General features: G+C 68.8%; 21 protein-coding genes. 15 read left to right on the top strand and 6 right to left on the bottom strand.

Going from position 1 to position 21433, the window contains the following annotated elements; genetic code table 11:
• Positions 1-224: 224 nt before the first annotated feature.
• A complete protein-coding gene (cobS, locus tag Q0480_RS07635; RefSeq protein ID WP_299131816.1) occupies positions 225-1211 on the bottom strand; it encodes a cobaltochelatase subunit CobS in 987 nt (328 codons plus the stop codon).
• A gap of 219 nt (positions 1212-1430) precedes the next feature.
• Between cobS and Q0480_RS07630 the strand changes: the two genes are divergently transcribed.
• Positions 1431-1580, top strand: a complete 150-nt coding sequence (locus Q0480_RS07630; RefSeq protein ID WP_299131815.1) for a hypothetical protein — start codon at positions 1431-1433, stop codon at positions 1578-1580.
• On the opposite strand, the gene Q0480_RS07625 is transcribed toward Q0480_RS07630, so the two are convergent.
• Both Q0480_RS07625 and Q0480_RS07620 read right to left on the bottom strand, forming a co-directional pair.
• Positions 1570-2052 carry a hypothetical protein gene (locus Q0480_RS07625; RefSeq protein WP_299131814.1) on the bottom strand — a complete coding sequence of 161 codons (483 nt, stop codon included), beginning with the start codon at positions 2050-2052 and terminating at the stop codon, positions 1570-1572. The genes Q0480_RS07630 and Q0480_RS07625 overlap by 11 nt on opposite strands.
• A 31-nt stretch (positions 2053-2083) precedes the next feature.
• Positions 2084-2740: a DnaJ domain-containing protein gene (locus tag Q0480_RS07620; protein ID WP_299131813.1), complete on the bottom strand. Its 657-nt coding sequence runs from the start codon at positions 2738-2740 to the stop codon at positions 2084-2086.
• Positions 2741-2853: 113 nt separating this feature from the next.
• On the opposite strand from Q0480_RS07620, the gene Q0480_RS07615 reads away from it, so the two are divergent.
• On the top strand, positions 2854-3126 hold the full coding sequence (locus Q0480_RS07615; protein WP_299131812.1) for a BolA family transcriptional regulator: 273 nt from the start codon (positions 2854-2856) through the stop codon (positions 3124-3126).
• A 19-nt stretch (positions 3127-3145) separates the two neighbouring features.
• On the opposite strand, the gene Q0480_RS07610 is transcribed toward Q0480_RS07615, so the two are convergent.
• The 3 genes from Q0480_RS07610 to pepN all read right to left on the bottom strand — a co-directional run bounded on the left by Q0480_RS07610 (position 3146) and on the right by pepN (position 7943).
• Positions 3146-3607, bottom strand: coding sequence for a hypothetical protein (locus Q0480_RS07610; protein ID WP_299131811.1), 462 nt, complete (start codon positions 3605-3607; stop codon positions 3146-3148).
• Positions 3608-3622: 15 nt separating this feature from the next.
• Positions 3623-5107, bottom strand: a complete 1485-nt coding sequence (gene gatB, locus Q0480_RS07605) for an Asp-tRNA(Asn)/Glu-tRNA(Gln) amidotransferase subunit GatB (RefSeq protein ID WP_299131810.1) — start codon at positions 5105-5107, stop codon at positions 3623-3625.
• Between the two features lie 244 nt (positions 5108-5351).
• Complete coding sequence (pepN, locus tag Q0480_RS07600) at positions 5352-7943, bottom strand: aminopeptidase N (protein WP_299131809.1); 2592 nt, start codon at positions 7941-7943, stop codon at positions 5352-5354.
• Between the two features lie 685 nt (positions 7944-8628).
• Here pepN and rpsB point away from each other — a divergent pair.
• From rpsB to lpxI, 13 genes are all read left to right on the top strand, one after another.
• The gene (gene rpsB, locus Q0480_RS07595; RefSeq protein WP_299131808.1) at positions 8629-9402 is read left to right on the top strand and encodes a 30S ribosomal protein S2; all 774 of its coding nucleotides are present in this window, start codon (positions 8629-8631) and stop codon (positions 9400-9402) included.
• Positions 9403-9486: 84 nt separating this feature from the next.
• Positions 9487-10362: a translation elongation factor Ts gene (tsf, locus tag Q0480_RS07590; protein WP_299131807.1), complete on the top strand. Its 876-nt coding sequence runs from the start codon at positions 9487-9489 to the stop codon at positions 10360-10362.
• 265 nt (positions 10363-10627) lie between these two features.
• Positions 10628-11380 (top strand): UMP kinase, encoded by a 753-nt coding sequence (gene pyrH / locus Q0480_RS07585; protein WP_299131806.1) that lies wholly within the window; start codon positions 10628-10630, stop codon positions 11378-11380.
• 29 nt (positions 11381-11409) lie between these two features.
• Positions 11410-11973 carry a ribosome recycling factor gene (gene frr, locus Q0480_RS07580; RefSeq protein ID WP_299131805.1) on the top strand — a complete coding sequence of 188 codons (564 nt, stop codon included), beginning with the start codon at positions 11410-11412 and terminating at the stop codon, positions 11971-11973.
• Positions 11974-12028: 55 nt separating this feature from the next.
• Entirely contained in the window at positions 12029-12760 is a 732-nt protein-coding gene (uppS, locus tag Q0480_RS07575) for a polyprenyl diphosphate synthase (RefSeq protein WP_299131804.1), read from the top strand.
• Positions 12757-13572 carry a phosphatidate cytidylyltransferase gene (locus Q0480_RS07570; RefSeq protein WP_299131803.1) on the top strand — a complete coding sequence of 272 codons (816 nt, stop codon included), beginning with the start codon at positions 12757-12759 and terminating at the stop codon, positions 13570-13572. The genes uppS and Q0480_RS07570 overlap by 4 nt, the downstream gene beginning before the upstream one ends.
• An 11-nt stretch (positions 13573-13583) precedes the next feature.
• On the top strand, positions 13584-14768 hold the full coding sequence (dxr, locus tag Q0480_RS07565; protein ID WP_299131802.1) for a 1-deoxy-D-xylulose-5-phosphate reductoisomerase: 1185 nt from the start codon (positions 13584-13586) through the stop codon (positions 14766-14768).
• A 4-nt stretch (positions 14769-14772) separates the two neighbouring features.
• Positions 14773-16116 (top strand): RIP metalloprotease RseP, encoded by a 1344-nt coding sequence (gene rseP, locus Q0480_RS07560; protein ID WP_299131801.1) that lies wholly within the window; start codon positions 14773-14775, stop codon positions 16114-16116.
• Between the two features lie 94 nt (positions 16117-16210).
• Entirely contained in the window at positions 16211-18508 is a 2298-nt protein-coding gene (gene bamA, locus Q0480_RS07555; protein WP_299131800.1) for an outer membrane protein assembly factor BamA, read from the top strand.
• Between the two features lie 39 nt (positions 18509-18547).
• Positions 18548-19333, top strand: coding sequence for an OmpH family outer membrane protein (locus Q0480_RS07550; protein WP_299131799.1), 786 nt, complete (start codon positions 18548-18550; stop codon positions 19331-19333).
• Between the two features lie 10 nt (positions 19334-19343).
• The gene (gene fabZ, locus Q0480_RS07545) at positions 19344-19814 is read left to right on the top strand and encodes a 3-hydroxyacyl-ACP dehydratase FabZ (RefSeq protein ID WP_299131798.1); all 471 of its coding nucleotides are present in this window, start codon (positions 19344-19346) and stop codon (positions 19812-19814) included.
• A gap of 3 nt (positions 19815-19817) precedes the next feature.
• A complete protein-coding gene (gene lpxA, locus Q0480_RS07540; protein WP_299131797.1) occupies positions 19818-20621 on the top strand; it encodes an acyl-ACP--UDP-N-acetylglucosamine O-acyltransferase in 804 nt (267 codons plus the stop codon).
• A gap of 25 nt (positions 20622-20646) precedes the next feature.
• The coding region (lpxI, locus tag Q0480_RS07535; protein WP_299131796.1) for a UDP-2,3-diacylglucosamine diphosphatase LpxI at positions 20647-21433 on the top strand (787 nt) is incomplete at its 3' end.

The following is a 21433-nucleotide window of genomic DNA, read 5'->3' as shown; positions in this document are numbered from 1 at the left end:
GGGCGAGCCCCGGCAGGGCACGCCCGTCACGATTTCGCGTAACCTCGAAATCGCGAAGCGAAGCCTCGGACGTCGCCGCCCCGGCGTTGCTCGCCGGCGGCGGGGGCATCGACAGGAGCGCCGCCTTGGGCGGCTAGGCGAGGTCCGGGCGGGGAAGGGCGAAGGCGAGGTAGTCAGGATTTGGTATGAGCGAACCGGCCGAGGCCGCCCCTCCGGGGGCGGTCTCAGCCGAGAGAGACGCTGACCGCGCTTTCCGGCAGTTCCTTGTCGAAGCAGCGCTGGTAGAATTCCGCCACCGTCTGCCGCTCGAGCTCGTCGCATTTGTTGAGGAAGGTCAGGCGGAAGGCGAAGCCGACATCGCCGAAGATGCGCGCGTTCTCGGCCCAGGCGAGGACGGTGCGCGGGCTCATCACAGTCGAGAGATCGCCGTTCATGAAGGCCGCGCGGGTCAGGTCGGCGACGGTCACCATGCGGCTGATCGTCTTCCTGCCCTCGGCGGTGTCGTAGCCTGGATATTTGGCGAGCACGATGTTCTGTTCGGCGTCATGCGCGAGATAGTTCAGCGTCACCACGATCGACCAGCGGTCCATCTGGCCCTGATTGATCTGCTGGGTGCCGTGATAGAGCCCGGTGGTATCGCCCAAGCCCACGGTGTTCGCCGTCGAGAACAGCCGGAAGAAGGGATGCGGCCGGATCACCTTGTTCTGATCGAGCAAAGTCAGCTTGCCGTCGACCTCCAGCACGCGCTGGATCACGAACATCACGTCCGGACGGCCGGCGTCGTATTCGTCAAAGCAGATCGCCACCGGGTTGCGCAAAGCCCAGGGCAGGATGCCCTCCTGGAACTCCGTCACCTGGACGCCGTCCTTCAACCGGATCGCATCCTTGCCGATCAGGTCGATGCGGCTGATATGGCTGTCGAGATTGACCCGCACGCAGGCCCAGTTCAGCCGGGCCGCCACCTGCTCGATATGGGTCGATTTGCCGGTGCCGTGATAGCCCTGGATCATCACGCGGCGGTTGTGGGCGAAGCCGGCGAGGATGGCGAGGGTGGTGTCGCGGTCGAAGCGGTAGGTCGGGTCGATGTCGGGCACGCGGTCCGAAGGCTCGGCGAAGCCCTTCACCTTCATGTCGGAATCGATGCCGAACAGCTCGCGGACGCTGAAATCCTTGGTCGGTTCCCCCAGCATTTCCATCCCGCCGTCCGCCATGTTCCCCGCTCCCCAGATCTGGCCCGGAACGGGTCAAAATTCGGATGGGCGCCGGTGCGCGCGCCCTCCGCGTATGTGTCGCAATTGCGCAGCCGATGCAAGGCACCCACCCGGCGCGCTTCTCCTTAGCGCTAACCACCGGGCGCCGGCGTGCTTGACTCGTCCCACCGGCTCACCCGACACTCGCGGTTCGTGTCTAGGGTCTTGAAGGAGTAAGCCATGGGATCGCGTATCGGCCTCATTCTCGTCGTCGCCGGCCTGCTGCTCAGCGCCTGCGGTCCGCAGCCGCCGGTGTTGCAGGAAATCCGGTTCACCACGGCGGCCGTGAGCGTCGCGCCGACGCTCTCTCCCGCTCCCGTCAGCGGTTGATTTCCACCAGCAGCACCCAGGCATCGGACACCGCCTTTATCATCGAGAAGATCATTCCGGCCGCGATCCATCCGAGCACCCCGGATCCGCCGGTCAACAGCGCGACGGCCGCCACGAGATAGGGCAGGCTCGCGCATTGCGTCATGACGAAATTCACCGCGATGGCTCCTCGCGTCGTCGCCGGCGCGCTCCAGCTTCGCCGGCTGACATGGGTTCCGACGATGTTGAGCGCGATCCCGGCCCCCGCCGCCCCCGCGGCGAGCAACGCGTCGGGCCGGCCCGGGACCAGCGCGAGCGAGCCGACGACGAGCACCATCAGCATCAGCAGCAGCGCGAGATATGCCCGGCTCGTCAGCCCCCTTCCTGCGAGAATCTTGTCGAGATTGAGCGAGACACCGATGAAGATCAGCCCCAGGAGCGGGGCCGAGGCCCCGATCTGAGCGGCGAGGAAAACCTGCCAGTCCGCGTTCACGTTCCCCGACCTCCGCTCGATCCCGCCGCGCTCAATCCCGGAAACCGCGGCTCGCCTTGATCTGTTCCCAGGCCCAGACCACTTCGCTCAGCCGCGCCTCGTCGTCGCGCTTGCCGCCGTTCATGTCGGGGTGCAGATCCTTGACCAGCGCCTTGTACATCTTGCGGATCTCGGTCTTGCTCTGGCTGTCCTGCGCATCGAGGATCTCGAGCGCGCGCCGCTCGGTCGGCGGCAGCCGGCGCTGGGGCCGGACCGCGCCGCGCGCGGCCCCCGGATTGAGCGTCGCCTTGTCGCCCAGAACCTCGGTCGGATCGTCGAAGCCGAACCGTTGCCACGCCCGGCCCTCGGCATGCGGCTGGCCGCGGCCGACGGTGGCGCTGAACGGCTGGGTCGGGCGTTCCCAGACCCGGTCGGCGGCGAATTGCTGCTCAAGCTCCGCGTCGGAATGGGACTGGAAGAAGTTCCATTTCAGATTGTACTCGCGGATATGGTCCATGCAGAACCACAGGAACTCGTCCAGATGGTCCGGGGATTTCGGCGCGCGGAACTTGCCGGGCTTTTCGCAGCCGGGCTTGTCGCAGGTCCGGCTCGATGTCTCGATCGCGCCGCTGAGACCGCGCGAACGCGCCCGCCGCTTCTTGTCGCCGGACACGGAAATATCGAAATCGAAGGGTGAGCGGCGGCTCATTTCGGGCCGATCCTTTCAGCTTTGCGACTCGGGGGCATCAGTCTAGTGTTTTGGCGGCGCGGGCCAACCCCGTTTGCACCGCGGGAGACGCCGCGGGAAACAGGGGGGACGGCATGGCAGTCAGCGCGGCGACGATCGAGACGAAGCTCACCACGGCCTTCGCGCCGTCCCGCCTCGAAGTCTTTGACGAGAGCGAGCAGCATCGCGGCCATGGCGGCTGGCGCGAGGGGGGCGGCACGCATTTCCGCGTCGTGATGCGCGCGGCCGCCCTGGAAGGGCTGAGCCGGGTGCAGCGCGGTCGCGCGGTCCATGACGCGCTCAGGGAAGAACTCGACGCTGGGCTCCACGCGCTGGCGCTTGATCTCAGCGGACCGGACCCGACCTGATCCGACCCGCGAGGCCGGGTCAGGACTTCTCGGCGGGTCCGAGGCGCGGGCCGGGCCTGAGGGGCGTCACCGGCGTCGGCGAATCTTCCGAGACGCGCGGCTCGACCCGCGACGGCTCGCGGCGGACGGGGACCGGGCGCTCGAAGGCGGGACGCTCGAGCTCGGCCAGCCGCGGACCCGGCTCCACCGGCTCGCGCGGGGCGCCGGTCTCGGCCGGCGCGGCGGCGAGGCGCGGGCTCAGATGCTCGCGCGGGCGGCGGAAGATCAGCATCGTCTGCTCCTCGACGCTCGCCCGCTTTACCCAGCCGGCCGGGCCTTCCATGCTCAGCGCCTCGGACCGGTAATATTCCCAGCCCTGGCGCGCGACCTCGTTGATCGCCTCGGTCAGGGTGAGGGCGAAGAGGTCCGGACCGGCGGCGACGCCCTTCACCTTGCGGGCGCGGCGCGGTGCCGGGACCACCTTGTAGTCGTAGTAGGTCATCCTTATCCCCCGCGGTCAGTCGAGTCCCAGCTTCGCCCGGATCAGCGCGTTCACGGCCTGCGGATTGGCCTTGCCGCCGGTCGCCTTCATTACCTGGCCGACGAACCAGCCAGCCATCGACGGTTTCTCGCGGGCCGCCGCCGCCTTGTCGGGATTGGCCGCGATCACCGCCGCCACCGCCGCCTCGATGGCCCCGGTATCCGTGACCTGGCGCAGCCCGCGCGCCTCGACGATTGTCGCCGGATCGCCGCCCTCGGTCCAGAGGATCTCGAACACCTCCTTGGCGATCTTGCCGGAAATCTCGCCCGAGCCGATGAGGTCGATCAGCCCGCCGAGTTGGGTGGGATCGACCGGGCTCGCCTCCACGGCGATGCCTTCCTTGTTCAGCCGGCCGAACAGCTCGTTGATCACCCAGTTCGCCGCCTGCTTGCCGTCGCGCCCGGTCGCCACCGCCTCGAAATAGTCGGCGCTGGCGGTCTCGGCGGTCAGCACGCCGGCGTCGTATTCGGTCATGCCGTAGTCGAGCACGAAGCGCGCCTTCTTCGCGTCCGGCAGTTCCGGCAGGCCGGCGCCGATGCCGGCGATCCAGTCGGCGTCGAGTTCCAGCGGCAGCAGGTCGGGGTCGGGGAAGTAGCGATAGTCGTGCGCCTCTTCCTTGGACCGCATCGAGCGGGTCTCGCCCCGGTTCGGATCGTAGAGGCGGGTTTCCTGCTCGATTGCGCCGCCGTCTTCGAGGATGGCGATCTGGCGGCGGGCCTCGTACTCGATCGCCTGGGTGATGAAGCGCATCGAGTTCATGTTCTTGATCTCGCAGCGCGTCCCGAGTTCGGTCGAGCCCTTCGGCCGCACCGAGACATTCACGTCGGCCCGCAGGCTGCCTTCCTGCATATTGCCGTCGCAGGTGCCGAGATAGCGCAGGATCTGGCGCAGCTTGCGGACATATTCCGCCGCTTCCTCCGGCCCGCGGATGTCGGGGCGCGAGACGATTTCCATCAGCGCGACGCCGGAGCGGTTGAGATCGACGAAGGAGAGATTCGGGTCGAGGTCATGCACCGACTTGCCGGCGTCCTGTTCGAGATGGATGCGCTCGACCCGCACCTTGCGGGCGACGCCGGGGGCCATGTCGACCAGGATCTCGCCCTCGCCGACGATCGGGTGGTAGAGCTGGCTGATCTGATAGCCCTGCGGCAGGTCGGGGTAGAAGTAGTTCTTGCGATCGAAGCGCGAATAGAGATTGATCCGCGCCCTGAGCCCCAGCCCGGTGCGGACCGCCTGCTCGACGCAATAGCCGTTGATCACCGGCAGCATGCCGGGCATGGCGGCGTCGACCAGGCTGACGTTGGAATTGGGCGCGGCGCCGAAGGTGGTCGAGGCGCCGGAGAAGAGCTTCGCCTTCGATGTGACCTGGGCATGGACTTCCAGCCCGATCACCATTTCCCAATCGCCCTTCGCCCCGGCGATGACCTTGGGTTCGGGCTCCTTGTAGGCGAGTTCGGCCATTCCCAGTCCTCGTTTCGGCGTTGGCGAGGCTTAGCCGCGCGGCGCCATCTCGGCAAGGGTTGGCTCTCGCCTCTCACGATCCCGATGCCCGATGCCCGATGGTCGGTGCCCGGTGGTCGGTGCCCGTGGTCGGTGACGGGCAGGCCGGGAATGCCCGCCCCGCATCAAGGCTCCCGGCCAAATTCGAATCCCTCGCGCCCCGCGCCACCAGATCCGGTCCGTACGGCAGGCGGCGGCCGCCCGCTCAGCGCGTCTCCGCCCGCAGCAGCCGGCCGACGATTTCGCCGGTATCGCGCGACAGGCCGGGGAGCGCCGCGAGCCGTTCAAGCTCGGCCCGGATGACGGCGCGGCGGCCTTCGTCGAAGCGGGTCCAGTTGCCCATGGTCGCCGCCAGCCGCGCCGTGGTCTGCGGGTTGATCGGGTCGAGGCGGATCAGCCAGTCGATGAACAGCCCGTAGCCCCGCCCGTCGGCGCGATGGAACCCGGCGAGATTTCCCATCGCGAAACCGCCGATCAGCGCGCGGAACCGGTTCGGGTTCCGCCAGTCGAAATCGGCGTGGCGGGTGAGGGCGGCGACGGTTTCGACGGCGAGCGCCGGCGGGGTCTGGGTAGCCTGGACGGCGAACCATTTGTCGATCACCAGCCGATCCTGGCGCCAGTCGTCATGGAAGGCGGCGAGCGCGGCCTCGCCCCGGCCGCGGCCGACGAGGAGGGTGAGCGCGGTCATCCGCTCGGTCATGTTGTCGGCGGCGGCGAATTGCGCGGCGGCCTCGTGGGCGTCGGGATCGAGCGCGGTCAGGAATTCGAGCGCCCGCGCCCGCAGCGCGCGCTTTCCGGCGGCGGCCGCGTCGGGTGTGTAGGGGCCGGGCACGGCGTTCGTGGCATAGAGCCGGGCCGGCCGGTCGCCGAGCGCGGTCGCGATCGCGGCCCGAAGCGCCTCGCGCGCCCGATGCACGGCGAGCGGGTCCGGGGCCGTCTCGCCTGCCAGAGAGGCGAAGGTCTCCTCCTCGGAGGGCAGGCCGAGGGCCAGCGCCTTGAAGGCGGGGTCCAGCCGCCGGTCATCCGCGACCGCCGCCAGCGCGGCGAGATAGCCCGGATCGACGGACGCGCCCGGGTCGGCGACCAGCGCCGCGAGCGCGTCGACCGCGGCGGCGCGGCCCGCTTCCCAGCGGTTGAACGGATCGCCGTCATGGGCGAGGCGGAAGGCGCGCTCGTCGCGCGTGCTCGGCCGTTCGAGCATCACCGGTGCCGAGAAACCGCGCAGCAGCGACGGCACCGGACGGGCCGCGAGCGCCCAGTCGAAGCTCTGCCGGGGCTCGGTCAGCTCCAGCTCGCCGGACGCCACCTCGCCGCCCGCCTCGTCGAGCAGCGCGTAGGCCACGGGGATGACCAGCGGCGCCTTCTCCGGCTGGCCGGGCGTCGGGGGGGTCGATTGGCTGAGGGTGAGGCTGTAGCGTCCGTCCTCCCAGCTTTCGGCGACGGCGACCCGCGGCGTGCCGGCCTGGGAATACCAGCGCTTGAACTGCGCGAGGTCGCGGCCCGAGGCGTCCTCGAACACGGCGATCCAGTCCTCGATGGCGCAGGCCTGGCCGTCGTGGCGCTCGAAATAGAGGTCGAGCGCCGCGCGGTAGGTCTCCGCCCCGACGAGGCGCCGCAGCATGCCGATCAGTTCGGCGCCCTTCTCGTAGACCGTGGCCGTGTAGAAGTTGTTGATCTCGACATATTCCTCCGGCCGGACCGGATGGGCGAGGGGCCCGCCATCCTCGCGGAACTGCGCGCCGCGCAGGCGGATCACGTCCTCGATCCGCTTCACCGCCGCGTCGCGCTCATGCGCCGAGAACTGCTGATCGCGAAACACGGTCAGCCCTTCCTTGAGGCAGAGCTGGAACCAGTCGCGGCAGGTGATCCGGTTGCCGGTCCAGTTGTGGAAATATTCGTGGGCGATGATGGTCTCGATCGCCTTGTAGTCGGCGTCGGTGGCGGTCTCGGGGCTCGCCAGAACATAGCGGGCATTGAAGATATTGAGGCCCTTGTTCTCCATCGCCCCCATGTTGAAATCATCGACCGCGACGATCATGAACCGGTCGAGATCGTATTCGCGGCCGTATTCCTCCTCGTCCCAGCGCATCGAGCGTTTGAGCGCGTCCATCGCATAGCCGCAGAGCGGCTCGTCGCCGGGGCGGACCCAGATCTGGAGCAGCGCGCGGCGGCCGGAGCGGGTGGTGAAATGATCCTCGACGGCGACGAGATCCCCGGCGACCAGCGCGAAGAGATAGCTCGGCTTCGGATGGGGATCGTGCCACTCGGCCCAGCCGGGTCCGCTCGCCACGAGATTGCCGTTCGAGAGCAGGACCGGCGCCTCGCCCTCGATCCTGACGCGGTAGGTCGCCATCACGTCGGGGCGGTCGGGGAAATAGGTGATCTTGCGAAAGCCCTGGGCCTCGCATTGGGTGCAGTACATGCCGCGCGACATGTAGAGCCCTTCCAGCGCGCCGTTGTCCTCGGGCGCGATCTCGGTCTCGGCTTCCCAGACGAAGCCTTGCGCCGGCACGAGGTCGGCTGCGACGGCGAGCCCCTCGTCGTCGCGGGTCAGCGCGTTCTCCGGCACCGGAACGCCGTCGATGCTGGCCGAGATCAGGCGCAGCGCGCGGCCATCGAGGCGAAGCTCGCGCGGGGCCGCGTCGCCGCGGGCGGGGTTCGGCCGGAAGGCGATGCGCGCCCGGACCCGGGTTGCGGCGGGGTGGAGGGTGAAGGCGAGGTCCACGGTCTCGGCCAGCCAGTCCGGTGGCGCATAGTCCGCCAGCCGGATCGTCGGGGCCTCGGTTTCGACGCGCATCGGGTCCTCCTCTGGCCTGCCGGCGGACGGTGTCACGCGCGCGCGAAGGAGGTCAAGGCCGGTCCGGCGGGCGGGGGGCATCCCTGCTGATACCAGGGCGCCAGTGGCGCGCCCGCGGTCCGCGCGCCCGGAGCAAGCTTGCGGAGGGCGCGAGGGGTGCGAATTTCCCAGAACGGCTGAATCGGGACGGGTGTGCCCGGCATGACCGTCGCAGACGGTCATGCCCCGGCAGGGCACGCCCGTCCCGATTTCGCGTAACCTCGAAATCGCGCAGTGCAGGCTCGGACGCCGCGCATCGCCCCGGCGTTGCTCGCCGGCGGCGGGGAAGGGCGCAGGCGAAGGCGAAACAATCAAACGGATTTGGTATGAGCCCTCTTCCAGTTTCATATTGGCGGAATTCCTGTCGGGCAGGACGAGGGGCCCCGCCAACAGGCCGCTCGGGCGCTCTGGCGTCGGCCGGAGCGGGACCCAGGGGCCGCGCGCCCCGCGGGAGCCGACCGCCAGACCGGAGCGCGAGCGACCTGCTGAATCCGGCCCTTGCCAAGCCACCCGGAAGCGTCTATGGGCTCGCCACTCAATCCACAGGCGGGGGCGCGGCTTCCGGGGGAGACATCCCCGGGCGTCCACCGGTTGGGCCGAGAGGCTCTTCTCCCCGTCGCGGCGAAACCGGAAAAGGAACGACTGAATGGCTCTTCCCGAGTTCACCTTGCGTCAGCTGCTGGAAGCCGGCGTGCATTTCGGCCACCAGACCCACCGCTGGAACCCGCGCATGGGGCCGTATATCTACGGCGACCGCAACGGCATCCATATCATCGACCTGACCCAGACCGTCCCCCTGCTTGACCAGGCGCTGCACGCCGTCCAGCAGACCGTGTCGCGCGGCGGGCGCATCCTCTTCGTCGGCACCAAGCGCCAGGCGCAGAAGGCGGTGCACGACGCGGCCGAGCGCTCGGCGCAGTACTACATGAACCACCGCTGGCTCGGCGGCACGCTGACCAACTGGAAGACCATCTCGAACTCGATCAGCCGTCTGAAGTCGATCGACGAAAAGCTCGCGGGCGGCGCCGTCGGCCTGACCAAGAAGGAGCGGCTGGGCCTCGAGCGCGAGCAGGACAAGCTGCAGAAGTCGCTGGGCGGCATCCGCGAGATGGGCGGCGTGCCGGACATGATCTTCGTGATCGACACCAACAAGGAGGATCTCGCGATCCTCGAGGCGCGCAAGCTCGGCATCCCGGTGATCGCGGTGCTCGACAGCAATTCCTCGCCCGACGGTATCGACTATCCGATCCCCGGCAACGATGACGCGGCGCGCGCCATCGCGCTCTATTGCGACCTGATCGCCCGCGCCGCGCTCGACGGCATGTCGGCGCAGATGGGCGCCGCCGGCATCGACATCGGCGCGATGGAAGAGGCGCCGGTGGAGGAATTCGCCGAGGAAGAGCACGCCGCCGAGGCGTGATCCGTCGCGAAATCGTCGCGGACCCGAAAGCGGGGTCCGCGCGAATTCATAACGACTAGAGCAGAACGGTTGAGGAGAGCGATGATGGCGATCACCGCGACGATGGTGAAGGAACTGCGCGACGTATCCGGCGCGGGGATGATGGACGCGAAGAAGGCCCTGACCGAAACGGACGGGAACATGGAAGCCGCCATCGACTGGCTGCGCACCAAGGGCCTCGCCAAGGCGGCGAAGAAGTCGGGCCGCACCGCGGCCGAGGGTCTGGTCGGCGTCGCGGTGAAGGGCGGCGTCGGCGTCGCGGTCGAGGTGAATTCCGAGACCGATTTCGTCGCGCGCAACTCCGATTTCCAGGCCACGGTCCGGGGGATCGCCGAGGTCGCGACCGGCGTCTCCGATCTGGAGGCGCTGAAGGGCGCCAAGCTCGGCGAGAAGTCCGTCGAGGAGACGGTGACCGAGAAGATCGCGACGATCGGCGAGAATCTGCATGTCCGCCGCATGGTGGCCGTCGAGGGTGACAGCGTCGCCTCCTATGTTCACAACGCGGTCGCCGACGGTCTCGGCAAGATCGGTGTGCTCGTCGCGCTCAAGGGCGCGGACAATGGCATCGGCAAGCAGATCGCCATGCATGTGGCGGCGACCAGCCCCGCCTCGCTCAGCGAGAAGGATCTCGACGCGGCGCTGATCGAGCGTGAGAAGAACGTCCTGACCGAGCAGGCCCGCGAGAGCGGCAAGCCCGAGGCGGTGATCGAGAAGATGATCGTCGGCCGCATGAACAAATTCTTCGAGGAGGTCACCCTTCTCAACCAGAAGTTCGTGATGAATCCCGATGTCACCGTCGCCCAGGCCGCGAAGGACGCGGGCGTCGAAGTCACCGGTTTCGCGCGCCTCGCCGTCGGCGAGGGCGTCGAGAAGGAAGTCGAGGATTTCGCCGCCGAGGTGGCGAAGACCGCCGGCCGCTGATCGACGCGGCGGCGCGGGGACGACACCGGCCCGCCGATCGGTACGGTTCCGGCGGAAAATCCGGCGAAAATCGCCGCGGGGACGCCGCGGTCCCCCGCGGCGGTTCGGTTTCGCCAAGGCTCGCGAGCGTTCACCCGGCCCGGCGCCTGCCCAAAAAGCGCGCGTCCGCGGCTTTCGAATCGCTCCGATCCTTCGGAGTTTGACATTGGGGCGATCGCGGTTTACCGCCATCGCGAGCCTGAATTATGAGCGGAGCGGCGGGATCATGACCGATGGTTTGGCGAGTATCCCGACGCCGAAAACCCGCCCGGCCTACAATCGGATCCTGCTGAAGCTCTCCGGCGAGGCCCTGATGGGACCGGGTCAGTTCGGCCTGCATCCGCCGACCGTCGAGCGCATCGCCGGGGAAGTGAAGGCGCTGCACGAGCTCGGCGTCGAGATCTGCCTCGTGATCGGTGGCGGCAACATCTTCCGCGGCCTGCACGGCAGCGCCCAGGGCATGGAGCGCACGACCGCCGACTACATGGGCATGCTGGCCACGATCATGAACGCGCTCGCCATGCAATCGGCGCTGGAGTCGCTCGGCACCTATACCCGCGTGCAATCGGCGATCCCGATGGCCCAGGTCTGCGAGCCCTATATCCGCCGCCGCGCCGTGCGGCATCTGGAAAAGGGCCGGGTGGTGATCTTCGCCGCCGGCACCGGCAACCCCTATTTCACCACCGATACCGCCGCGACCCTGCGCGCCAGCGAAATGTCCTGCGAGGCGATCTTCAAGGGCACCCAGGTCGATGGCGTCTATGACAGCGACCCCAAGAAGAACCCCGACGCCAGGCGGTTCGACCGCGTCAGCTACGATCAGGTACTGGCGATGAACCTCAAGGTCATGGACGCGGCGGCGATCGCGCTCGCCCGCGACAACGCGCTGCCGATCGTGGTCTTCTCGCTGGACGAGCCGAACGGCCTCGCCGGCGTGGTGCAGGGCAGGGGTCGGTTTACCATTGTTGAACCCGGTTGAGATAACGCGACCGGGACAGGGAGGCAGCCATGTCGGATGCTGAAGAGATCGATGTCGCCGCGCTTGAAAAGCGCATGGATGGCGCGCTGCACGCCTTGCGCACGGAATTCGCCTCGCTGCGCACCGGCCGTGCCTCGGCCTCGATGCTCGATCCGGTAACGGTCGAGGCCTACGGCAGTCCGACGCCGATCAACCAGCTCGGCACCATCACCGTGCCGGAGCCGCGGATGGTACTGGTCAATGTCTGGGACAAGAGCCTTGCCAACGCCGTCGACAAGGCGATCCGCAACTCGGGCCTCGGCATCAATCCGCAGATGGACGGCACCATCCTGCGCCTGCCGATCCCCGAGCTGAACGAGGAGCGCCGGCGCGAGCTGGCGAAGGTCGCGGGGCAATATGCCGAAAGCGCGCGGATCGCCGTGCGCAATGTGCGCCGCGACGGCATGGACCAGCTGAAGCGCGCCAAGGCCGCCGGCATGGCCGAGGATGATCACAAGATCTGGTCCGACGAGGTCCAGGAGCTGACCAACGCCACGATCGGCCGCATCGACGCGGCGCTCGAGGCGAAACAAGAAGAAATAATGCAAATTTAGGACGAGCTGATCTAGGGTCAAGTATCGCAGGCGTTCGGGCAGAGGTGGCGTAACGATGTACAGCAGTAACCGGCCGGGCGGTGAGCAGGCACCGTCGCACGTGGCCATCATCATGGACGGCAATGGTCGCTGGGCCGAGAACAGGGGGCTGCCCCGGCTGGCGGGCCATCGCCGCGGCGCCGACCGTGTGCGCGAGATCGTCGAGAGCTGCCCCGAGCTTGACATCACCCACCTGACGCTCTTCGCCTTCTCGACCGAGAACTGGAAGCGCCCGGTGATCGAGGTGATGGGGCTGATGCGCCTGTTCCGCCGCTACATCAAGAAGGAGGGCGCCCGGCTGGTGGCCGAGGGCGTGCGCGTGCGCTTCATCGGCGGGCGCGAGCGGCTGGAGGAGGATCTGCGGGCGCTGATGGCCGGGCTCGAGAGCCAGACCGCCGGCAATGACCGGCTGCATCTGACCGTCGCCATCAACTACGGCGGCCGCGACGAGATCGTGCGCGCCACCCGCCGCGTCGCCGAGGCGGTCCGTGACGGCCGTCTCCGCGCCGAGGACATCACGCCGGAGACCGTCGGCGCCCATCTCGATACCGCCGGCCTGCCGGACCCCGACCTCATCGTGCGCACCTCGGGCGAGTTCCGGGTCTCCGGCTTCCTGCCGTGGCAGGCCGCCTACTCGGAATACGCCTTCGTGGAGACGCGCTGGCCCGATTTCACCACCGAGATGTTCGCCGCCACCGTGCGCGGTTTCGGACGTCGCGAGCGCCGGTTCGGCGCCGTCGCCGGATGAAGGACGCGCCGCCGAAGCCGATCCGCTTCGGCGATCTTGGCTTGCGTCTCGCCTCGGGCGTGGCCCTCGCCCTCATCGCGCTGGTCGATCTCTGGATGGGCGGGTTCTGGGTCGCCGCGCTGGTCGCGGTCGCCCTCGTGCTCATGCTCTGGGAACTGCACCGGATGGTGACGGGCGACGCCGACCTGCTGGCGCCGTCCTTCGTCGTGCTGGGCATCTGCGGCGCGGGCGCGGTCTTCGTCACCCTGTTTCTCGGCTTGCCGGCCGGCCTCGCCTGCCTCGTCGCGGGGGGCGCGCTGGTCTTCGCCTATGGCGGGCGGCGGGTCGGCTGGCTGGTCGGCGGCCTGGGCTACATGGGCGGCGCGATGTGCGCGCTGATCCCGCTGCGCAACCTCGAGCCGAGCGGCATGATCGTCGTGCTGTGGCTGGTCGTCGTCGTGGTCGCCACGGATGTCGGCGCCTATTTCGTCGGGCGCATGGTGGGCGGTCCGCGCCTCTGGGCCCGGGTCAGCCCGGGCAAGACCCGCTCGGGCGCGGTTGGCGGGCTCGTCGCCGCCGCGCTCGTCGGGCTGCCGCTCGGCATCTGGGCGGGGCTCGGCCCGGTCGAGGCGCTGCTCCTCAGCCTCGGTGCCAGCGTCGCCTCGCAGGCCGGCGACCTGCTCGAATCGGCGGTCAAGCGCCGGTTCGGGGTCAAGGACGCGAGCCATCTCATCCCCGGCCACGGCGGGGTGATGGACCGGCTCGACGGTTTGATGGGCGCGGTCTGGCTGTTGGCGATCTGCGGCCTTTTCGGCCTTGGATCGTTGGGATAACACTGCTCGCCATGCGGCGCAGGGTCAGCATCTTCGGCGCGACCGGATCGGTCGGACGCAACACGGTGTCGGTGCTCGAAGCGCAGGGCGGGGCCGATGCCTATGAGGTCGTGGCCGTCACCGGCTCCGGCAATGTCGCCCTCCTCGCCGAGCAGGCGAGGCACCTCGGGGCGAAAATCGCCGTCACCGCCGATCCTTCGCGTCTGGACCAGCTGCGCGCCGCGCTGGAAGGCGCCGGGATCGAGGCGACGGCCGGCGCCGAGGCGCTGGCGGCGGCGGCGGACGAGCCGGTGGACTGGGCGATGTCGGCGATCGTCGGCGCGGCCGGCCTCGCCGTGTCGCTCCGCGCGGCGGCGCATGGCGGCGTGCTGGCGCTCGCCAACAAGGAGAGCCTCGTCTGCGCCGGCGCCCTGCTGCGCCGCGTCTGCGTCGCGCACGGCACCCGGCTGATCCCGGTCGACAGCGAGCACAGCGCGATCTTCCAGGCGCTGCGCGGCGAGGCGGAGCGCGACGCCGAGCGGCTGATCCTCACCGCCTCCGGCGGACCGTTTCGCGACTGGACCCGCCGCCGCATGGCCAGCGTGACCCCGGCGCAGGCGCGGGCGCATCCGAACTGGGACATGGGGGAGCGCATCTCGATCGACAGCGCCACCATGTTCAACAAGGCGCTGGAAATGATCGAGGCGCAGGCGCTGTTCGACGTGCCGCCGGAGCGGATCGAGGTGGTGGTGCATCCGCAGTCCATCGTCCATTCCATGGTCGGCTTCTGCGACGGGTCGATCATCGCCCAGCTCGGCCCCTCGGACATGCGCGGCGCGATCGGCTTCGCGCTCAACTGGCCGGAGCGCGAGCCGCTGCCGGTCCAGAGGCTGGATTTCGCGGCGCTCGGCCGGCTCGACTTCGCCGCCGTCGATCCGGTGCGCTTCCCCGCGCTGCGCCTGGCGCGCGCGGTGATGGCGATGGGCGGCCTTAGCGGCGCGGTCTTCAACGCGGCCAAGGAGGCGGCGCTCGACGCATTTTTACTAGGAGCGGTCGGCTTTCTTGACATGGCGGTCCTCGTGGAGCATGTGCTGGAGAAGCTCGGTCCGGACGCCGCCGGCCTTGGGCCTGATTATGACCTTGGAACTGTGATGGATTTCGACGCGGCGGCCCGCCGGATGGCGGGTGTCTGGGTCGGGGCCTTCAGCGGTAGGTGACATGATGGACCTGATCGCCGGCATCCCCTTCTTCGGGGGTTTTCTTTCCACCGTGCTGCCCTTCCTGGCGGTTCTCGGCATCGTCGTCGCCGTGCACGAATACGGCCACTATATCGTCGCGCGCTGGTGCGGCATCCAGGCCGAGGTGTTCTCCATCGGCTTCGGACCGGTGGTCTGGTCCCGGCGCGACCGGCGGGGCACGCTCTGGCAGCTCGCGGCGCTGCCGCTCGGCGGCTATGTGAGGTTTCTCGGCGACGGCGACGGCGCCAGTCGGGCCGATCAGGTGGCGCTCGATCGTCTGGCTCCCGCCGACCGCGCGCGCAGCTTTCACGGCGCCACGGTCGGGCGGCGCATGCTGACCGTGCTCGCCGGCCCCTTCGCCAATTTCCTGCTGACCCTCGTCGTTTTCACCGGCCTCGCCCTCTGGCAGGGCATCCCGTCGAACCGGCCGACGATCGGCGCCATCGCGCCCCTGCCGGGCGTCGCCCAGCCGCTGGCCGTCGGCGACGTGATCCTCACCGTGAATGGCGAGGCGATCGACAGGTTCGACGGCTTCTACCGCCTGGCCGGCGCGCTGCCGAAACCGGGGCCGCTCACGCTCGAAATCGAGCGGAACGGCGGCAGGGTCACCCTCGACGCGCCCTATCCCTTCCCGCCTTTGGTCGACGGGGTCGAGCCGCTGTCGCCGGCCAGCGCCGTCGGGCTCCGGCGCGGCGACGTGATCCTCGAGGCGGACGGCAAGCCGCTCGCCTCGTTCGGCGAGCTGCGCCAGGTGGTGGTGGATTCCGGCGGCCGACCGATCCCGCTCCGGGTCTGGCGCGATGGCGCGGAGATTGGCCTCGAAATCCAGCCGATCGAACGCGACACCGACAATGGCCAGGGCGGCTTCGAGCGGCGGGTGATGATCGGCGTCGCCGGCGCGCCGCTCTATCTGCCGCTGTTCGAGACGCCGGCGCCCTGGACCGCCGCCGCCTACGGCGTCTCCCGCGTCACCGAGGTCATCACCCAGTCGCTGCGCGGCATGCGCTCGATCCTGAACGGCTCGATCGGAACCGAGAACCTGCAGGGCCCGATCGGCATCGCCCAGATCTCGGGCGAGACCGCCTCGCAGGGGCTGACCAGTTTCATCGTGCTGATCGGGGTGATCTCGACCGCGATCGGCCTTCTGAACCTCTTTCCGATCCCGGTGCTCGACGGCGGCCATTTCGTCGCCTTCCTGATCGAGGCGGTCCGCGGACGTCCGCCCAGTCAGGCCGCGATGCAGCTTGCGATGTCGATTGGCCTTGGCTTGATCCTGCTGCTGATGGTATTTGCTACCTACAACGACATCATGCGAATGGTGAGTTGAAAAAAGGGGCGGGTCAAACCGCCCGACCTCGGGCAAAGGGCAGTGCGGCATGGCGCAGCGGCGGTGGATGCGGGCCATACCCCGCGTGTTGGTCTTGGCTCTGCTTTTCCTGACGCTTTTGCCAGACCCGTCCGCCAAGGCGCAGGGAACCGCGGTCTTCAGCCGCGTCGATGTCGCCGGCAACCAGCGTATCGAGGCGGACACAATCCGCGTCTTCGCCGGCATCGAGCCCGGCACGCCGGTGACGCCCGAGCAGATGAACCTCGCGGTGCGCCGTCTCTATGACTCGGGCCTCTTCCAGGACGTGGACGTGATGCCGGAGGCCGGGCGGCTCGTCATCACCGTGGTCGAGAACCCGACGATCAACCAGATCGCCTTCGAGGGCAACAAGTCGATCAAGGACGACGTGCTCCTCCAGGCGATCCAGCTGCGCCCGCGGCTCGCCTATTCCGTCGCGGCGGCCGAGGCGGATTCCCAGGCGATCGTCGATGCCTATCGCGCCTCCGGGCGCTATGCCGCCTCGGTCAATCCGGTCATCATCAAGCAGTCGGACAATCGCGTCGATCTCGTCTTCGAGATCTTCGAGGGCCGCGTGACCGAGGTGCAGCGGGTCAATTTCACCGGCAACCAGGTGTTTTCCGACCGCACCCTCCGCCGTGTGATCGGCACCAACGAGGCCAACTGGCTGAGCTTCCTGTTCGGCAACGTGAATTACGACGCGGATCGGCTCGAGGTCGACAAGGAGAAGCTGCGCCAATATTACCTCGAACGCGGTTTCGTGGATTTCCAGGTCGAATCCGCCACCGCCGAGCTCGCGCGCGAGCGCAACGGCTTCTTCCTGCAATTCACCCTCAGCGAGGGCCAGCGCTACAATTTCGGTACGATGTCGGTCAGCTCCTCCACGCCCGGCCTCAACGCGGCGGAGTTCGCGCCGCTGCTGGAACCGGTGCAGGGCGGCGGCGTCTACAACGTCAAGCAGGTCAACCGCGTGATCGAGCGCATGACCTACCAGGCCGGCCAGCAGGGCTACGCCTTCGTCGAGATCCGCCCGAAAGTCACCAAGAACGCCGCCGCCCACACCGTCGATATCGAGTTCCAGCTCGTCGAGGGTCAGCGCGTCTTCATCGAGCGCATCGACATCTCGGGCAATACCCGCACGCTCGACCGGGTGATCCGGCGCCAGTTCCACGTGGTCGAAGGCGACGCCTTCAATGCCCGCGAGGTCCGCGAGGCGGAGGATCGCATCCGCGGGCTCGGCTTCTTCAAGACCGCGACCGTCCAGGTGCGCGAGGGCACATCGCCGCAGCAGGCGCTGGTCGCGGTCGAGGTCGAGGAGCAGCCGACCGGCAGCCTCAGCCTCGGCGGCGCGTTCTCGAGTTCCGAGGGCCTGACCGCCCAGGTCAGCATCGTCGAACGCAACTTCCTCGGCCGCGGCCAGACGGTCTCGGCCTCGGTCTCGGCCAGCACTCAGAACCAGAACATCGAGTTCGGCTTTTCCGAACCCGCGCTCTATGATCGCGACCTGCTCGCCGGCTTCAACATCTACTACCGCGAGACCAATTTCGACGAGCAGTCGTTCCAGACCTCGAACATCGGCTTCGAGCCGCGGATCGGCTTTCCGCTCAGCGAGAACGGGCGACTGACCATCCGCTACAAGATCTCGCAGGACGACATTTTCGACGTCGCCCCGGACACGTCGCAGATCATCGAGAACGAGCAGGGCAAGCAGATCACCTCCGGCCTGATCTTCACCTATGCCTACGACCGCCGGAACTCGGTGGTCGATCCGACCGCGGGCTTCATCCTGTCCCTCAACCAGGAGTTCGACGGCCTCGGCGGCGACGTGCGGCTGTCCAAGACCCGGGGCACCGCGCGCGTCTACACAAGCTATTTCGAGGAAGCGCTGGTGCTCTCGGCCGAGCTCGAGGGCGGGGCGATCTTCTCCGCCGACGGCACCCGCATCATCAACCGCTTCAACACCGGCGGCGATTCCTTCCGCGGTTTCGCGCGCAACGGCATCGGCCCGCGCGACAAGTGCGATATCGGCCAGTGCAAATCGCCGCAGGAGGATCTCGAGGTGAACGAGGCGCTCGGCGGCAACTTCTTCGGCGTGCTCCGGCTCGATGCGAGCTTCCCGATCGGCGTCCCGGAACAGTACGGCATCTATGGCGGCCTGTTCTCGGACTTCGGGTCGCTCTGGGGCCTCGACGACACCGACGGCAGCCAGCAGAATCCGGTGGACGACGCGCTGATCACCCGCTGGTCGGCGGGCGCCAGCCTCTTCGTCGACACGCCCTTCGCGCCGCTGCGCTTCAACTACGCCTTTCCCCTCAAATATGTGGACGATGACGAGCTCGAACGGTTCCGCTTCTCCGTCCAGACCCGGTTCTAGCGCGATATCCGGGCCAGACGGAGTCGTTCGGTGGTCAAGATGTCGCGCAGGATCAACAGGCCGGAACGGACGGGCAGGGGCGGAGTTCGCTCTCCCGCCGCCGGCCGCCCGGGGTTGCTCGCCGCCGCGCTGGTCGGCGCGCTGGCGCTGGCCACCGCCGCGCCCGCGCAGGACGGGCCGCCCGCCCAGCGTCCGGCGCCCGAGAGCCCGGCCCCCGGGAGCCTTGTCCCCGAGAGCCCCGGTTTCGCGTCGGACGCCCCCGCCGCGACGAGCGGGGCGCCCGAACAGCCGGCCAGCACCTTCCTGTTCCTGAACCAGGAGCGCATCCTCACCGACTCCGAGACCGGGCGAAAGCTGCTCGATGAGGAGGAGGCGGCCCGCGACGCGCTGCGCGGCGACGCGCGCGCCATCGACGCCGCCTTCGAGGACGAGGAGCAACGGCTGACCGAGCTGCGCAAGACGCTGTCGTCGGAGGAGTTCCGCGCCCGGGCCGACGATTTCGACGCGCGGGTGGTCAAGGCCCGGCAGGATCAGGATGCAAGGTCGAGCTCGCTCGCCCAGGATCTCGACCGCCGTCGCCGCGCCTTCTATTCCTCGGTGGCGCCGATCCTCGTGAAGCTGCTCGGGCGCTACCACGCCTATGCGATCTTCGACGAGAGCAGCGTGCTTCTCGCCGACGACAGCCTCAATATCACCGGCGCGGTGATCGCCGAGATTGACGCCCAGCCTCCCGCGGCTGTACCAGTGCCTCCCGCCACGCTGGACACCGTTCCCGCGCCATTGCCGGCGCCGGGACGGGCGGCTCCGGCGGAAGGCGACCAGTGAGGAGACGCGGATGGCACTGGCGATAGACCAAACCCTCGCCCAGGCGGATATTCTCGACATCAAGCGGATGATCCCGCATCGCTACCCGATGCTGCTGGTGGATCGCGTGCTGAATATCGTGCCCGGCAAGTCGGCGGTCGGACTGAAGAACGTCACGGTGAACGAGCCGCATTTCGACGGGCATTTCCCGGCGCGCCCGGTGATGCCCGGCGTGCTGATCGTCGAGGCGATGGCCCAGGCGGCGGCGGTGCTGGTGATCAAGACGCTTGACCTCGTGGACCACGATCTCCTCGTCTATTTCATGAGCATCGAGGAAGCGAAGTTCCGCCAGCCGGTGGTGCCCGGGGACGTGCTGGAACTGCGTATCGAGATCCTGCGCGGGCGGGGCAAGGTGTGGAAGTTTCGCGGCGATGGCATCGTCGGCGACACGCTTTGCGCCGAGGCGACCTTCACCGCGATGATCGTCGAACCGAAGGGCTAGAGCTTGAGCATCCATCCCGAGGCCCGGCTCCATCCCACCGCGATCGTCGCGGACGGCGCGGTCATCGGCGCCGGCTGCGAGATCGGTCCCTATTGCGTGATCGGCGCCGAGGTGACGCTGGCCGAGGAGGTGAGGCTGCTGAGCCACGTGGCGCTGGCCGGCGTCACCCGGATCGGGCCGGGCACGGTGATCTTTCCCTTCGCCTCGGTCGGCCACATACCGCAGGATCTGAAATACGCGGGCGAGCGGACCGAGCTCATCATCGGCGCGCGCAACCGGATCCGCGAATATGCCACGATGAGCCCGGGCACCGCCGGCGGCGGCGGGGTCACCCGGATCGGCGACGATGGGCTCTTCATGATGCATACCCATATCGGCCACGACTGCCAGGTCGGCGACCGGGTGGTGATGTCGAACTGCGCCACCCTCGCCGGGCATTGCGTGGTCGAGGACAATGTCATCCTCGGCGGCATGGCGGGGGTGCATCAGTTCGTGCGCATCGGCCGCGGCGCGATGGTCGGCGGCATGACCGGCGTCGTCGCCGACGTGGTGCCCTATTCCATGGTGGCCGGCGAGCGCGGCCATCTCGTCGGGCTCAATCTCGTCGGACTGAAGCGACGGGGCGTCGACCGGGTCGCGATCCACGAGGTGCGCGCCGCCTATTCCGAGATCTTCGAAGGCGAAGGCACCTTGAAGGCGCGGGTCGAGGCGGCGGGCGCGGCGCATGCCGGAAACCCGCTGGTGCAGGAGATCGTGCGCTTTCTCACCACGGATTCGACGCGTTCCTTCACGCTGCCCCGGGACTGACCCCATGCCCCCCGGGACGGATCCCATGTCGGAGGCGCCCGGCGGCGTGCTCGCCATCGTCGCCGGCCGGGGCATCCTGCCGCGACTGATCGCCGAGGATTGCGCGCGGCGCGGCCGACCCTACCGGGTCGTCGTCTTCGAAGGCGTGCCGCTCGACTGGCTGGACGGCCATCCGAGCATCCCGGCGATCTTCGAGAAGCCCGGACGGCTGTTCTCCGAACTGCGGGCCGCCGGCTGCCGGGAGATCACGCTCGCCGGCGGCATGCGACGGCCCGAGCTCAATCCCCTGCGCTTCGACCTGAAGCTGCTGCGGCTGGCGCCGAAGGTGCTCTCCGGCCTCAAGGGGGGCGATGACCGGACCCTGCGCCTCGTCGCCGAGGTGCTGGAAGCCGAGGGGCTGACCTTGCGCGCGCCGCACGAGATCCTAGCCGACCTGCTCGCGCCCGCCGGGATCCTTGGCCGCGTCGCGCCGAGCGAGGCCGATCGGATCGACGCGGCCCGCGCCGCCGCCATCGTCGCGGCGCTCGGCGTCGTCGATGTCGGGCAGGGGGCGGTGGTGGCCCAGGGCCTCTGTCTCGGCGTCGAATCGATCCAGGGCACCGATGCCATGCTCGAATTCGTCGCCCGCACCGGCGCCGCGTTCCGCCCCGATCCCGCCGGCGGCCGGGGCGTGCTCTACAAGGGGCCGAAGCCCGGCCAGGACTGGCGCGTCGATCTGCCCGCCGTCGGCCCGGCCACGCTGCGCGCCGCCGCCGCCGCCGGCCTCGCTGGCGTCGCGCTCCGCGCGGGCGGCGCGCTGCTGCTCGGCCGGG

This window comes from uncultured Amaricoccus sp., assembly GCF_937891315.1.
Classification (GTDB): Bacteria; Pseudomonadota; Alphaproteobacteria; order Rhodobacterales; family Rhodobacteraceae; genus Amaricoccus.
The sequence above is the reverse complement of the archived record's forward strand: the minus strand, read 5'-3'. Positions and strand labels throughout refer to the sequence as shown.